The organism is Caballeronia jiangsuensis (assembly GCF_046030135.1).
Lineage (GTDB): Bacteria > Pseudomonadota > Gammaproteobacteria > Burkholderiales > Burkholderiaceae > Caballeronia > Caballeronia jiangsuensis.
This window is the reverse complement of sequence record NZ_JAQQDB010000036.1, coordinates 1-14,197: the sequence shown is the minus strand read 5'-3', so window position 1 is coordinate 14,197 and position 14,197 is coordinate 1. Positions and strand designations below refer to the sequence as shown.

Annotated in this window: 17 protein-coding genes; 11 read left to right on the top strand and 6 right to left on the bottom strand. The window is 62.3% G+C overall.

Annotated elements, in window-relative coordinates; genetic code table 11:
* The first annotated feature begins 87 nt into the window (after positions 1-87).
* The gene (gene gcvA, locus PQR08_RS29370) at positions 88-1,002 is read left to right on the top strand and encodes a transcriptional regulator GcvA (RefSeq protein WP_250487596.1); all 915 of its coding nucleotides are present in this window, start codon (positions 88-90) and stop codon (positions 1,000-1,002) included.
* Between the two features lie 10 nt (positions 1,003-1,012).
* Here gcvA and PQR08_RS29365 read toward each other — a convergent pair whose 3' ends face one another.
* Positions 1,013-1,624, bottom strand: a complete 612-nt coding sequence (locus tag PQR08_RS29365) for a TMEM175 family protein (protein ID WP_187602990.1) — start codon at positions 1,622-1,624, stop codon at positions 1,013-1,015.
* A 101-nt stretch (positions 1,625-1,725) separates the two neighbouring features.
* Between PQR08_RS29365 and PQR08_RS29360 the strand changes: the two genes are divergently transcribed.
* On the top strand, positions 1,726-2,418 hold the full coding sequence (locus PQR08_RS29360) for an NnrU family protein (RefSeq protein WP_250487597.1): 693 nt from the start codon (positions 1,726-1,728) through the stop codon (positions 2,416-2,418).
* A gap of 22 nt (positions 2,419-2,440) precedes the next feature.
* Here PQR08_RS29360 and PQR08_RS29355 read toward each other — a convergent pair whose 3' ends face one another.
* Together PQR08_RS29355 and PQR08_RS29350 are read right to left on the bottom strand one after the other, a co-directional pair.
* Positions 2,441-3,097 carry a helix-turn-helix transcriptional regulator gene (locus PQR08_RS29355; protein ID WP_284509257.1) on the bottom strand — a complete coding sequence of 219 codons (657 nt, stop codon included), beginning with the start codon at positions 3,095-3,097 and terminating at the stop codon, positions 2,441-2,443.
* Between the two features lie 31 nt (positions 3,098-3,128).
* Positions 3,129-4,118 carry an ornithine cyclodeaminase family protein gene (locus PQR08_RS29350; protein ID WP_250487599.1) on the bottom strand — a complete coding sequence of 330 codons (990 nt, stop codon included), beginning with the start codon at positions 4,116-4,118 and terminating at the stop codon, positions 3,129-3,131.
* A 190-nt stretch (positions 4,119-4,308) separates the two neighbouring features.
* On the opposite strand from PQR08_RS29350, the gene PQR08_RS29345 reads away from it, so the two are divergent.
* The 3 genes from PQR08_RS29345 (at position 4,309) to bluB (ending at position 7,077) form a co-directional block, all read left to right on the top strand.
* Positions 4,309-5,091, top strand: a complete 783-nt coding sequence (locus PQR08_RS29345; protein ID WP_250487600.1) for an ABC transporter substrate-binding protein — start codon at positions 4,309-4,311, stop codon at positions 5,089-5,091.
* 22 nt (positions 5,092-5,113) lie between these two features.
* Positions 5,114-6,355: an NAD(P)/FAD-dependent oxidoreductase gene (locus PQR08_RS29340; RefSeq protein ID WP_250487601.1), complete on the top strand. Its 1,242-nt coding sequence runs from the start codon at positions 5,114-5,116 to the stop codon at positions 6,353-6,355.
* A gap of 71 nt (positions 6,356-6,426) precedes the next feature.
* On the top strand, positions 6,427-7,077 hold the full coding sequence (bluB, locus tag PQR08_RS29335; RefSeq protein ID WP_187602995.1) for a 5,6-dimethylbenzimidazole synthase: 651 nt from the start codon (positions 6,427-6,429) through the stop codon (positions 7,075-7,077).
* Positions 7,078-7,096: 19 nt separating this feature from the next.
* Here bluB and PQR08_RS29330 read toward each other — a convergent pair whose 3' ends face one another.
* Both PQR08_RS29330 and PQR08_RS29325 read right to left on the bottom strand, forming a co-directional pair.
* Entirely contained in the window at positions 7,097-8,236 is a 1,140-nt protein-coding gene (locus PQR08_RS29330) for a branched-chain amino acid ABC transporter substrate-binding protein (RefSeq protein WP_250487602.1), read from the bottom strand.
* 265 nt (positions 8,237-8,501) lie between these two features.
* Entirely contained in the window at positions 8,502-8,867 is a 366-nt protein-coding gene (locus PQR08_RS29325) for a BON domain-containing protein (protein ID WP_187602997.1), read from the bottom strand.
* Positions 8,868-9,292: 425 nt separating this feature from the next.
* Here PQR08_RS29325 and PQR08_RS29320 point away from each other — a divergent pair, with 425 nt between their 5' ends.
* The 6 genes from PQR08_RS29320 to flgM all read left to right on the top strand — a co-directional run bounded on the left by PQR08_RS29320 (position 9,293) and on the right by flgM (position 13,613).
* Positions 9,293-10,408: a SpoIIE family protein phosphatase gene (locus PQR08_RS29320; RefSeq protein WP_250487610.1), complete on the top strand. Its 1,116-nt coding sequence runs from the start codon at positions 9,293-9,295 to the stop codon at positions 10,406-10,408.
* Positions 10,409-10,420: 12 nt separating this feature from the next.
* Positions 10,421-10,984 carry a SiaB family protein kinase gene (locus tag PQR08_RS29315; RefSeq protein WP_187602999.1) on the top strand — a complete coding sequence of 188 codons (564 nt, stop codon included), beginning with the start codon at positions 10,421-10,423 and terminating at the stop codon, positions 10,982-10,984.
* A gap of 19 nt (positions 10,985-11,003) precedes the next feature.
* On the top strand, positions 11,004-11,399 hold the full coding sequence (locus tag PQR08_RS29310; RefSeq protein ID WP_035504868.1) for a DUF1987 domain-containing protein: 396 nt from the start codon (positions 11,004-11,006) through the stop codon (positions 11,397-11,399).
* 2 nt (positions 11,400-11,401) lie between these two features.
* A complete protein-coding gene (locus PQR08_RS29305; protein ID WP_250487603.1) occupies positions 11,402-12,127 on the top strand; it encodes a GGDEF domain-containing protein in 726 nt (241 codons plus the stop codon).
* A 229-nt stretch (positions 12,128-12,356) separates the two neighbouring features.
* Entirely contained in the window at positions 12,357-13,139 is a 783-nt protein-coding gene (locus PQR08_RS29300) for a CHAD domain-containing protein (protein WP_250487604.1), read from the top strand.
* A gap of 183 nt (positions 13,140-13,322) precedes the next feature.
* On the top strand, positions 13,323-13,613 hold the full coding sequence (gene flgM / locus PQR08_RS29295; protein ID WP_250487605.1) for a flagellar biosynthesis anti-sigma factor FlgM: 291 nt from the start codon (positions 13,323-13,325) through the stop codon (positions 13,611-13,613).
* A gap of 15 nt (positions 13,614-13,628) precedes the next feature.
* Here the strand turns inward: flgM and PQR08_RS29290 are convergent, their stop codons facing one another.
* The gene (locus PQR08_RS29290; protein ID WP_250487606.1) at positions 13,629-14,129 is read right to left on the bottom strand and encodes a cupin domain-containing protein; all 501 of its coding nucleotides are present in this window, start codon (positions 14,127-14,129) and stop codon (positions 13,629-13,631) included.
* Between the last annotated feature and the right edge of the window lie 68 nt (positions 14,130-14,197).

The window sequence follows — 14,197 nt, the reverse complement described above, 5'->3', positions numbered from 1 at the left end:
GCCGGCACGCGATGAAAGCGGGCGCTGCACGTTCGAACACATGTCGCGGTAAAGTCCTGTTTTCGACTTTCGCGAGTACGAAAAGCGATGCGAGCGCCGAACAACCTCAACGCCCTGCGCGCATTCGAAGCTGTCGCGAGACATTTGAGTTACCCGGCCGCCGCCGCGGAGTTGAATGTGACGCCCGCGGCAATCGGGCAGCTCATTCGCGGCCTCGAAGCTTATCTGGATATCGAGCTGTTCCACCGCTCCAGTTCGGGACCGTCGCGGCTATCGCTCACGGATGCCGCGCGTGCAGCGCTCCCCGACCTGCAAGGCGGCTTCGATCTCCTCTCGAGCGCAGTGGAGAGGCTGAGGGCGAGTAAATCCCGCATCATTTTTACGGTGACCGTCCCTCCGGCATTCGCGGAAAAGTGGCTTCTGTGGCGTGTCGGCCGCTTTCAGGGCCGACATCCCTATTACGATCTGCGGATCGAGACGAGCGGGCATCTCGTCGATTTCACCTCTGAGCGAATCGATGTCGGCATCCGATATGGTACGGGCGCATGGCCCGATCTCATGTCCACCTTCTTGCTGCGTGACGAATTCTTTCCGGTCTGCAGTCCTGCGCTCGCGCACGGTCCGAACGCGTTGAGGCGGCCGTCTGATCTGAAGAATCACCCGCTGATTCATGACACATCGATGAGCGGCTTCGGTGTCTTTCCCACATGGCGATCGTGGCTGCTGCATGCGGGTTATCGCGATTCGTTCGAAACGGATCGGGGCCTGCAATTGAACGACTCTGCGATGGCCATTCAGACGGCGATATCCGGGAACGGCGTCGCGCTCGGAAGGACCACGCTGGTCGAACGTGATCTGGCGGAGGGACGTCTGGTGAAGCCGTTCGATCACGTCCAGAGTTGTGAGCTGGCGTACTACCTCGTCTACAGGAAGGAGCGCGAGCAGCACGCGCCGGTACTGGCGTTCAAGGAATGGTTGCTGGAAGAAGTGGGCTCGAACTAGCGACTATCGGCTAATGCCCGCCGCGTCGACTTTGCACCGCCGATCTGGCGCGCCGGAACGGATCGGGACGGCAGTACAGAATGAGAAAGGAAGCGAGCAGCCCGAGCCGGAGAAGCGGCGGGATGATGACGCCTGCGGCGGAGACAAAGAATACGCCGAACATGATCCACGCCCGGAACCACTGCCACTTGCGCGCGTACGGATCGTCGTCACCTGTCTGGTGAGAAAAGCTTTCCCACATCAAAACCATGTAGGTGCCCTGCACGAGGAAAAAGACCAGTGCATAAAGCGTCAGCGGAAAAGTTGCCATTTCACTTTCGGCGAGCCAGGCTGTGGTAAATGGAATGAAAGAAATGGCGAACAGGTTGGCGAAGTTAGCGAGGGCCAGCGTGCCGGTTAGCTGTTGTGCATGCCGGAGCACGGCGTGATGATTCAACCAGACCACGGCGATGAATGCGTAACTCACCGCATAGCTGATGACATCGGGCCATAAGCCGATCAGCGCGTGGAAATCGTGACCTGTCGGCGGTTTGAACGCCAGGACCATCACAGTGATGATGACGGCGAAAATTCCGTCGGAAAGGGCGTAGAAACGCGCGAGTCCGTCTTCGACCTTGGCCATGATGTCGGCACCTTGAGGGGGCTTCGCCATATTACCCGGCATCCGGGCCGCCCTGTACGGACGAGTCGTCACCTACGACATGAGTTGAGGAGCACGGACAAATGGACAACACCAATGCGGTTCTGGCTGCGGCGATCGCCTTCGTGGGCAGCCACTTTCTCCTGTCGCATCCGCTGCGCAAGCCTGTGATTCGCGCAGTCGGCGAAGCGGGATTTCAGGGCGTCTATTCGCTGATTGCGTTCCTGACGCTCGGCTGGCTCGTACTGGCCTACCGGAAGGCGCCCGTGACGACACCCTTGTGGCCGGTAGGCGACGTGCTCTGGGCGATCGTGACCGTGATCATGCTGATCGCGTCGATCCTCCTGATGGGCTCCCTGATTCGCAACCCGGCGCTTCCCAGCGGCAAACGTCCGGCCGCGTTACCGGACGCGGCGCACGGCGTGTTCGCGGTGACGCGTCATCCGATGATGTGGTCGTTCGCACTCTGGGGGCTGTGCCACATCGCGGTGTTTCCGGTGACGAAGAACATCATCGTTGGGGCGGCTATCGTCATCCTTGCGCTTGTCGGCGCCGCCTTGCAGGACCGGAAGAAGGAACGTCTCCAGCCCGATCTCTGGCCAGCATGGGAATCGAAGACGAGTTACTTGCCGTTCGCGGCGATCGCGGCCGGGCGCGCGCGGCTCGGCGGATTCGGCTTGCACGCGCTCTTGGGCGGACTCGTCGTGTGGCTTGCGGCGACGTGGGCTCATAAGCCGCTCGCCGGATGGGCAGCGGGTATCTGGCGCTGGTTGTAGGCCCGGACACGATGCGTGACGTTCACGCCCCGTCTTTCATCTCGCGCAGATGTTTATAGACGGTCGCGCGCCCCATGCCGAGCACCTTCGCGACATAGTTCGCCGAGCTCTTGCCCTTGAACGCGCCCTGCGCTTGCAGCGCCTCCACGAGTTCGCGCCGATGATCGCGCGTGAGCGAGTTGAGCGCGAGTTGCCGATCGCGCAGCCATCCGTGCAGGAACGTGTTGATGCGTTCCTGCCAGTCGTCCTTGAATAGCTCGACCGGCTGCGCGACGACGCCCGCGCCGCGCAGGAAGACATCGAGCATGGAGCGCATCTCTTCGAAAGCCGCGATGTTGAAGTTGATGCACATCACGCCCGCGGCGTTGCCCGCGTCGTCGAAGAGCGCCGTGCTCACGCAGCGCATGCGGCGTCCGTCCCAGTTCAGCTTCTCGTACGGACCGACGAGCCGCTCGCGCGCAGTCTCTTCGACATCCTCCAGCGCGGAATCGTCGCCGATCTCGCGCTTGGAAAGATTGTTCGACAGATACGCGATCGTCTGATCCGAGAGATCGTGGATCACCACTTCCGCGTACGGGAAGAAGAGCGTCGTGATGCTGTCCGCGATGTGCGCATAGCGTGCGAGAAGCGCGTCGCTATCCGGCTTTTGCGTCTTGCGTCGTGGCATTGAAATAGACATGGGTTCGAAACCGCGAAAACCGATGATACCGCTACGCCGCCGCGCGCCCCTTCGCGAGATGGACGTGCAACGCATGCGCGAGCGCGATATCTTCGAGACCGAGACCGATCGAGCGGAAGAACGCCGGACGTTCAAAGGAAGGCGCGGGACATGCGCCGCGCACGAGTTCCGCGAGGTCGGCACGGATGGCCTCCGGCGACCAGCCGTGACGCTCCCGCGCGATCACCATTTCTCCCGCGCTCGATGGCGTGGTCTGCCGATAGTCGCAGTAGACATCGAGCGTGCCGAGCGCGGCCGGGTCGATCTCGTGGGCGCGCGCGACGTTCGTGCTGATCGACGTGACGAGCGCGGGCGTGGTGAGCGCGTCGAGCGAGAGAACCGGCGTGCCTGAAGATGTGCACAGCATGACGACATCCGCGTCGCGCACGCACTCGTCGACGGATGCCGCCACGCGTGCGCGCGCGTCCAGCGCTTCGATGGCGGCGATGCGCGCGCGATCGTTCGCGAGGCGCGGCGAGTGGATGCGGATCTCCGACCATTCCCGCAACGGCGCGACGTGCCGCAGATGCGCGAGCGCGATGTCGCCCGAGCCGATGATCGAAAGACGCCGGCTCGACGCGCGCGCGAGGCGATCGACGGCAAGCGCGGTCGTGCCCGCCGTGCGCTCGGTGGTGAGGAGCGCGGCATCGCACCACATCAGCGGCGCGCCGGTGCGCATCGACATGAGCGCGGTCCACGCGGTGACGACCGGTGCGCCCGCATTCACGAGATAGGGCGAGAGCTTCACGCCGAACACTTCGTGTTTCGGGAGCACGCCGAGGTAGGTGATGAAATCTCCCGCGTCGCGCGGAAAGAGCGTGAGCGTTTGCGGCGGCTGGACGGCTTCGCCATCGCCGAGCGCGATGAACATGCTTTCGAGCGCGCCGCGGACGTCGAGCGACGGCAGCGCTTGCCGCACCAGCGCTTCGTCGGCGATGAAAGGCGCCTGGGCGCCACGCATGAGTTCGGGCGAGAGAGTCATTCGTCAGCCTCCGGTTCTCGAATGTTGCGACAGCGCGTTTCGTGCGGCGCCGTCCAAGAGTGGACATTTTTGTCTATTCTAGACTTTAATTTTATTTCTGGTCTATATTTCGGTGAGCGCGCGACAAACGCTGCGCGCCTGGTGCAGGACCTACGTTGCTGATACACACAGACGACCTTTGGTGACGACAATGAACTGGAAGATGATTTGCCTGGCGGGCGCGGCGGGCCTCGCGTTCACATTCGGCGTGGCGCATGCGGATACGCAGACCTTGCGATTCGGCGTCGAGGCGTCGTATCCGCCGTTCGAGAGCAAGACGCCGACGGGCCAACTGGAAGGCTTCGATATCGACATCGGCAACGCGGTGTGCCAGCGGATCAAGATGAAGTGCGTCTGGGTCGAGAACAGCTTCGACGGGCTGATTCCCGCGCTGCAGGCGCGCAAGTTCGACGCGATCAATTCGGCGATGAACATCACCGACAAGCGCAGGCAGGCCATCGACTTCACGCCGCCCGTCTACGTGATGCCGATCCAGATGGTCGCGAAGCGTGGCTCGAATCTGCAGCCGTCGCCCGCGAGTCTGAAGGGCAAGTCGGTGGGCGTGTTGCAGGGCTCGACGCAGGAGGATTACGTGCGCAAGCACTGGGCGAACGAGGGCGTGCAGGTTGTCACGTATCAGAGTCAGGACCAGATTTTCGCGGACCTCTCGGCGGGGCGGCTGGACGGCGCGGTGCAGGAAGTGCAGACAGCCATCGACGGCTTCCTCGCGAAGCCCGAGGGCAAGAGTTTCGATTTCGCGGGCGGCGCGCTGACCGACCCGACGACGCTCGGCGAGGGCACCGGCATCGGCTTGCGCAAGAACGATGCGGCGCTGAAGGCGAAGGTGGTCGCCGCGCTCGATGCGTTGAAAAAGGACGGCACGCTCAGTCAGTTGTCGCAGAAGTACTTCAAACGCGACATCATTGCGAAGTAGGCACTTCATCAGGCATCGGAATATGACTCAGGACGTGATCGTGCTCGGCGCGGGCATCGTGGGAGTGAGCGTCGCACTGCATCTGCGGCAGCGCGGATGGCAGGTGACGCTCGTCGATCGCCGTGCGCCCGGCGAGGCGACGAGCTTCGGCAATGCGGGGCTGATAGAGGCGTCGTCGGTCGTTCCGTATGCGTTCCCGCGTGACTGGGGCACCGTGCTGAAGTTCGCGCTCAACCGCTCGACCGCGCTGCGTTACGACCTGCGCTCGCTGCCGGCCTATGCGCCGTGGCTCGCGCGGTTCTGGTGGGAGTCTGCGCCCACGAGACTCGCCGCGGCGGCGCGGGACATGCTGCCGCTCATCCGGATGAGCGTGGCGGAGCACGAGGCGCTGATCGCGCGGGCGGGCGTCGCCGATCTCGTGCGGCCGACGGGCTGGCTCGAAGCCTATCGCTCGCAGGATCAGTTCGAACGCGAGGCGGGCGCGGCACAGCGGATCGCGAACGAGCACGGACTCGGCATGAAGGTGCTCGACGCGGGCGCGTTGCAGCGGCTGGAGTCGTCGCTCGATGGCGGCTACGCGGGCGCGATCCACTGGGCCGACCCGCGCAGCGTGATCGATCCGGGCGCGTTGACGAAGGGCTATGCGGCGCTCTTCGAGCGCGAAGGCGGACGCATCCTGACCGGCGACGCCGCGACGCTCGAACGGACGGGCAGCGGATGGCGCGTGATGACTGCGGACGGGCTGCTCGAAGCGCAAGCGGCGGTGGTGGCGCTGGGCGTGTGGTCGGGCGACGTGGCGCGCAAGTTCGGATACCGCATTCCGCTGATGGCCAAGCGTGGCTATCACATGCACTACGCGAACGATGGACGTGCCGCGCTTTCGAGGCCGGTCGTCGATATCGAGAATGGTTATGTGGTCGCGCCGATGCGCCGCGGCTTGCGGCTGACCACGGGCGTCGAGCTCGCTTGCAGGAACCGGCCGCCGAGTCCGGTGCAGCTCGAACGTGCCGAGCGTATCGCGCGGCCGGTGTTCGGGCTTGGTAAGCGGCTCGACGAGTCGCCGTGGCTGGGATTGCGGCCGTGCACGCCGGACATGCGGCCCGTGATCGGCGCTGCGGAGCGGCACCCGGGGCTGTGGTTCGCGTTCGGGCATGCGCATCATGGGCTCACGCTCGGGCCGGTCACGGGGAGGCTTCTGGCGGAGATGATGAGCGGCGAGGCGACGTTTGCGGATCCGGGCGCGTATCGGGTGGGGAGGTTTTAAATCCTGTCGATAGCGCCGGCGACCCGACGCAGTATGATGCTTCTCCATGCGTTGAACCTTCATCGATATCCATGGAAAAAGCATTCAGCGAGGCGGATCGCGAAGCGGTCTATCGCGCCATTCACGAGCGTCGCGACATGCGTCACTTCGTGAGCGATCCCATCGCGCCGCCGGTCATGCAGCGGCTCATCGACGCCGCGCTGCATGCGCCGAGCGTCGGCTTCATGCAGCCCTGGCGCATTCTGCGCATCACGCGTGCGCATATTCGCGCGCAGTTGCGGGACGCCGTCGAACGCGAACGCCTGCTCACCGCCGACGCCCTCGGTGAGCGACGCGATTCGTTCATGCGACTCAAGGTGGAAGGTTTGCGCGACTGCGCTGAAGTGCTCGTCATGGCGCTGATGGACGGCCGCGAAGACTACGTATTCGGACGACGCACGCTTCCCGAGATGGACCTCGCTTCGGTGGCTTGCGCGATCCAGAACATGTGGCTCGCCGCGCGCGCGGAAGGGCTCGGAATGGGCTGGGTTTCCCTCTTCGATCCGCAGGAAGTCGCCGCGTTGCTGAACATGCCTTCGGGCGCGAGGCCCGTCGCGATTCTCTGCGTGGGGCATGTGGAACGCTACTACGCTGCGCCGATGCTCGAGACCGAGCGCTGGGCCAAGCGCCGTTCTATCGAGGAATGCGTCTTCGAGAACGAATGGCCGTCAGCGGAGGAATAAGAAGAGCGAGCGCCGTAGGTTACTTCTCCGCGCCGATGGTCGTCACCGGCTGCCATTTCATCGACTTCACCTGATAGAGCGTCGAGGTCGGGCTATTCAGATCGCCGTATTTATCGAACGAGATATGGCCGGTGATGCCGTTATATTGCATCGTGCGCAGCGTTTGCATGAATGTGGCGGGCTGCGTGGAGTTCGCCTGCTTCATCGCCGTGATAGCGAGCCACGCGCAGTCATAGGCGAACGGCGCATAGGTCAACGTATCCGCGCCGAAGCGCTTCTTGAACTTGGCCGCGAACGCCCGGCCTTCCGGCAATGAATCGACGGGCCGGCCGTATTCCCAGGCCATCGCGCCGTCGGCCGCGTTGCCCGCGGAACTGATGAAGACGCTATCGGCGATCCCGCCGCTTCCGACGAACTGCGCGCGTATGCCGAGCTGCTTCATGCGCTTGACGATCAGGCCCGCCTGACCGTCGAGACCGCCGAAGTACAGCAGGTCGGCGTTGGCCGCCTTGATGTTCGTGAGTTGCGCGTTGAACTCGACGGCTTTGTCGGTGGTGTATTCCTCGGATACGATCTGACCGCCCGCCGCCTGCACGGCCTTCTTGAATTCTTCGACCGCGCCTTGTCCGAATGCCGTGCGGTCGTCCATGACCGCGATGCGCTTCGCCTTCGTGACCTTCACGGCATACGTGCCGGCGTTGCCGGAGTTCTGCGTGTCCGTCGCGATGATGCGGAAGATGTTGTTCAATCCCTGGCGCGTGATGGCCGGATTCGTCGCTGCCGGATCGATCAGCGGGATGCCCGCTTTCGCGAAGATCGGCGATGAGGGAAGCGCCACGCCAGAGTTGTAATAGCCGACGACGGCGACGACGCCATCGTCCACGAGCTTTTGCGCCACCTGCACGCCGATGCGCGGATCGCCCTGATCATCGACGGATGCGAGCTCGAACTGAACCGGCTGTCCGCCGATGTTGATGTGTTGCGCGTTCGCTTCTTCCACGGCGAGCCGCACGCCGTTTTCGATGTCCTTGCCATTGGCCGCGCCGATGCCCGTAAGCGGCGCCGAAACGCCGATGCGAACCGCCTGTTGCGCGCTTGCGATGAGCGGGGCGATGCACAACGCCGAGGCCGCCAGAAGAGAAAGGATCGCTTTTTTCATGACAGGGCGCTCATCAAGAGGAATGTCACGCGGTCGAGCCGGCGTCGCGAGCCCGCGTCGAATCAGGTGGCTGCCGAGCATCGTGCACAAGGCGCGTGATCCGACTCACTATATCGACAATGTTGCGGTCGAAAAAATGTTTCGGAAGCCATTCTCCGCTGAAATCCGCGTTTCGGTTCTCGGGGTAAATTCCTATCCGTGGCGCTATCCGCCACGGACCGACCTTGATTCTCGTGGTCGGTCCATGTCGCGGCGAGCGGCTTTCTTATTGCCCGATTTCGCGGATCGTCAACGCGTTCCTGACGGATGTCACGCCAGCCGTTCCCTTCGCGGCCTCGGTTGCCTTGTCGATCTGCGCGGCGTCGGGGACGGTGCCCGCGAGCGTCACGGCGCCGCCGTTAGCACGAACCGATATGTTCGACACACTCAAACCCTTCACCTTGGTCAGGCTCTTGCGCACGTCCTTGGCGAGTTGCCGGTTCGCGGCCTTCGTGGATTTGGCGCTCGGCGCGGCCGATGTCGCCGGCGCGGCGTCGCTGCTCTGAGCGTATGCGCTGCCGATGCCCGCATTGAGCGATACCGCGACGGCGAGGATGCCAGCCGCCAGTGCAAGTGGTTTTCGTGCATTCATTGTGATTCTCCTTTTTGAAGAAGTTAGTCAGACGCACCGGGCACGGGCCATTGCCTTCGCACGCGACTGGCGGCAAGCCCGAAGGAAGTGCGCTGGGAAGTAAAGATACGCCGATCCGCAAAGTGTTGTCAGTCGAGTGTCAGATATCGCAGACGACGGCGATTGCGTCTCGTCGCACAGGGCAAACGATTGCGCGAACGATCGTTCTTCACATTCGCGCTAATCGGCCCATCTTTCTTTGATCTGACACATAAAGTACACACAGAAACCGTAGCGTGCGGGGTTTCTTCATATGTCATCCGCGTGCCATGCAGCCAGCGTTTTCGAGGTTTCGCCGATCTTCTGCCCAGATAGAGCCACGCACGGCGGGAGACTTATGCCAGGAAGTGCCGTTCGTCGACGCAGAGGACTCCAACTCGCTCGTGATGGAGATTTTTTCGGCGCGTCGTGACATGGGCAGTCTCGCGGTCATCGATGGCCTTCGTCCCATCGGCCTGATCAACCGGGATATCTTCATGTCGCAAATGAGCAAGCCTTTTCATCGCGAGCTATACGACAAGAAGACCTGCATCGCGTTCATGGACAAGGAGCCTTTGATCGTCGATGCGGACGAGAGCATCGAAACGCTTGCATTCAGAACCGTCGAGGCCGGAGAGAAAGCGCTCGTCGATGGTTTCATCGTCACGCGCGGCGGCCGCTTCACGGGCGTGGGCAGCGGACTGGAACTCGTCAGCGCCGTAGCGGAAATGCAGGCGGAGAAGAACCGCCAGATCATGCAGAGCATCGAGTACGCGAGCGTGATTCAACGCGCGATGCTGCGTACATCCGATGAAACTTTGTCGACGCATATACGCAATGCCGCAATGGTCTGGGAACCGCGCGACGTGGTCGGCGGCGACTTCTATCATTTCGCGGCGAACTCCGGCGACTGGTTCGGCGCGATAGCCGATTGCACGGGGCACGGCGTGCCCGGCGCGTTCATGACGCTGCTCGCTTCGGCGTCTCTCTCGAAGGCGCTCGAACAGATGGGACCGCGCGATCCGGCCGCCTTGCTGTCGGCGCTCAACCGCAACGTGAAGGGCTTGCTCGGGCAGGTGAACAACGCGAGCGGAGGACCGCAATCCAACGACGGGCTGGATTCCGCGTTCTTCTGGTTCGATGCTGCAAAGAGCGTGCTGCATTTCGCGGGGGCGAGGATTGCGTTGCATATCCTGTCGCCGGACGCGACGGAGTTCGAAACGATCGCGCCCGATCGCATGGGCGTAGGTTATGTCGATAGCCGCGCGAACTATGAATGGAAGGCGCACGCCATTTCATTACCGAAGGGCAGCCTCTTCTTCATCTGCACGGACGGACTGACGGATCAGATCGGCGGCCCGCGAAGCATTTCGTTCGGCCGGCGCCGCGCGCTCGACGTGATTCGCGAACATCGGGCCGAGCCACCATCGACGATCTGCGAAGCGCTTCGGCTCGCGCTCGCCGAATGGCAACGCACGCAGCCTCGCCGCGATGACGTCACGTTCTTTTGTGCCCGTATCTAGTCAATTTCCAGAATGTCTCAACTACTCGATCAAGACAGCGCCTTCTTCGATCTGGCGCGGCGACGCAATGTTCTCTTCTATCACAAGGGCTATTTCTCGCATAACATCGTCGCGGCGATGGGCGAGGTGGTCAAGCTTCAACTGGAAGTCGCGGGCGTGAACGCGCCGACTCGCCGCAAGCTTTTCTCGTCCTTTGTCGAGCTGTCGCAGAACATCGTTCACTACTCGTCGGACGCATTGAAAGCGGGCGGCGAGACGGCGGGAGCCATACGTGAGGGAGCCGTGTGCATCTCGAAGGACGGCGAACATCACGTGATGTTATGCGTCAATCCAATGGCGACCGCGGAAGTCGAGAATCTGCGCAATAAGCTCGAACCCCTGCGCAATATGTCGCTTGAAGAAATCAGGCAGGCGTACAAGCTATCGCTGCGGTCCGACACGCCGGAAGACAGCAAGGGCGCGGGCCTCGGATTTCTCACGATGGCGCGCGATGCGAGTGCGCCGCTCGAGTTTGCTTTTCACCCGCGTGCCGACGATCCCGGAACCACGCTGTTTTGCCTCATGGCCAAAATCTGAGCAGGAAGGCGCAAGAACCATGGATAACCTCTATATCGCCGCCACGACGACGTCGCCCGAGGTCGATTTTCGCTTCGACCAGCACGCGTTGTCGCTCAAGGGCGAGTCATACCCGGAAAACGCGGCGGCTTTTTATGCGCCTGTCATCGAGCAGATGCGCAAGTATCTGGCCGAGAACGCGGGCGCTGTGATCACCATCGATGTCGCGCTGACTTACTTCAATAGTTCGAGCACCAAGATGCTGTTCAGCATGTTCGACGCGCTCGATCAGGCGGGTCAATCGGGAAGCCGCGTGCTGATGAACTGGTATCACGATGAAGAAGACGAGACGATTGCCGAATTCGGCGAAGAGCTGAAGGCCGATTTCGGCGCAATCGAATTCACGGATCGTCCCATCATTTATCAGGGACGTTAAGGATGCCCTCGACATCCTCGCCTGAGCTGCCTCCGGACGCGGCGCCCGATCTGTTTCAGAAAGAGAGCGCGGCGCTCGTGAAAGCCCGCGCCGTGCATGCGGCCGCCGATGCGGATGCGCATGTATATCGCGAGTCGCTTGGCGAACTCATCGATCATTTCGAGCGGCTGATGCGCGACACGCGGCGTTTGATCGGCAGAAGCGATCGTGCCGAGCGCGAGATGCAGGCGCTTGCCACGCAGCTCGAACATCGCGCGTCGCACGATGCGCTGACAGGCGTGCTCAATCGCAGCGCCGTGATCGAGCGGACCGGCAAGATGCTGCGTACGAACAGCGCGGTGATGATTGTCCTGGACATCGACGAGTTCAAACGGATCAACGACGATTTCGGCCATCCCACAGGCGACGCGGTGATACTGGGCGTCGTCGATTGTCTGCGGCGAATCGTGGGCGAGCGCGGCTTCATCGGGCGCGTGGGTGGAGAGGAATTCACGGTGCTGTTGCCCGGTCATGATTCGTCGAGCGCCGCACTTCTTGCGGAGCGCATGCGCGAAGCCATCAGCGAATCGCTGATTGTTCCGCCGGTAGATCGCCGCATCACCGCGAGTTTCGGCATCAGCAACAATGAAGCCGGAGCCGGCTTCGACACGGCCTATGCGTCGGCCGATGCAGCGCTTTATCGCGCCAAGCGAGGCGGGCGCAACCGCGTCGAATTCGCCGATCGATAAACGGGTTCTACCTTCATCAAATCGTCATCGAGTTCAGCTTTCGGGCACTTCGCTGTGGTATGGTCAAGTCCACCAAAATTCTGTCTGACTCGAGGCCTCGATGGTGGATATGGATGCTGACTGGCCCTTGCCCCGGCCGATCAATTTCAAGGAAGGCCGACGACCGGCCGATTCATCGACACCAGACGCGGAATCAATCGCGAGCACGTTTTCATCATTGGCGGCGCCCGTGGTCGCCGAAGCCGTGAGGCGGGCGCGAGAGGTCGCCACGGATTGCGATGCCGAAGCATTCCATCAGCTTCGCGTCTCCTTCAGAAAACTGCGTGCCTTGTACTGGGCCTATTCGCCTTATCTCGGCGAAGAAGCGACCGCACACGCCATCGAAGAATTCAAGCGCCTGGCCGCCGTGGCCGGTGGAACGCGAGACTGGGATATCGCCGGCGATCTTCTGAAAGCCGCGCAGGCGTCGCGTGCATCGATGGGCATTCTCGTGGCCGCCGCGAAAGAAAAGCGGGCGCAGGCCGTGGTGCATAGCCAGACGATGATCAAGAGCGATGATGTCGAATCGTTTCTCAACGACGTCCTGCTTCGCGCGCAGATCGCACTGGAGTCGAGCTGCAACGATCTTCCCATTCGGGACTTCGCGGAGGATCGTGTTCGCCGGGCGGAGCGCGCGCTGAAGAAGCGCAGCCGATATGCATCGCGTAACGAGACCGCCCACGAAGAAGATCTCCACGACGTTCGCAAGGCCGGCAAGAAGCTGCGCTATCTGCTCGAGTTTTTTCAGCCCGTGATCAAGGGCGGACACGATCGCACGATCAAGGAACTGACGTCCGTGCAGAACAAGCTCGGCCAGTTCAACGACATCGCCGCGAGTGAAATGCTGATTCGCGACGCCTCATTCGACGACGTTCCGCCCGAAGTCGTGCAGGAGTCGCTGCAATGGCTGGAGAAGCAAAAGTGCCGGCGCATGCGCGCCGCGGCGCGACGCGTTCGAGCCATCGCGAGTTGACCCGATCGCCCTTGTGTGGCTTTGCTCACACTTTGTTTCAATTTGTTTCAAACGACTGAGACGCCCGCCCAGCAAGGCCCCGCGGGGTGCGGCGAACGTCGGGATCGGTCACGCGTTCCCGCGCATGGTGAAGATTTCAAACCCCGGACCGTTAAAGGATTCAACACGTCGGGAGTAGACACCATGAAAATCGAATCCATTAACTACACGCTCGCAGCCGCCCAGAGCGACACGCAACGCGCGACGAAAGGCGCCGTGCAGTCGGTGAGCGCCGCCGGTGCGCTGAACTCGACGGTGAATCTGTCGTCGATGTCCGCGCTGGGCGAATCGAGCGGTTCCGACATCGATACGGCCAAGGTCGAGTCGATCAAGGCCGCGCTGCGTGACGGTAGCTACAAGATCGATTCGGGCAATATCGCCGACGGCATGCTGAGCACCGCGCGCGACCTGCTCCAAGCGAGAAGCCGCATCTGACCGCGCGTACGCCCGTTACGCGCTCAACGCGTCGGGCGCGAGTTCGGCGGGCATCGTAAGCGGCGGACCGACAAACTCGATGCGCCACTCGTCGCCGAATGCTTTCAACACCGCCGGGTCCGGCGAACCATTCGCCATCACGTCACCGAGTTCGCTAAAAAACCGGGTGGCATCCCAGCCAGGCGTGACCAGCACCAGCATGCGTGACGGTTGATCGTCGATGTTGATGAAACGGTGCGTGGTGCCTTGCTTCGCGACGATCGTCTCGCCTGCGCTAACGACGGTCTGCTTACCGTCCACGTCGAAAAGATACCGGCCTTGCACGACGTGAAAGACTTCCGTCTCGATCTCATGCCGATGCTGCGGCGGGCCGAATCCGGGCTGGTCCGTCGTTTCCAGTAGCGTCGCCGATGCGCCCGTCGCTTTCGAATCGATTCGTACTTGAAGACGCAGCCCGATGGCCGGAATATCGATAGGGGCGGCATTCTGCTCGCCGTGCAGGAAATCTGTTTTCATGACGTTTCTCCTTGAGTCAGGGTGCGGGGTCCGCGGCCCGGTCAACGTCATGATGTCGGCGGCGACTT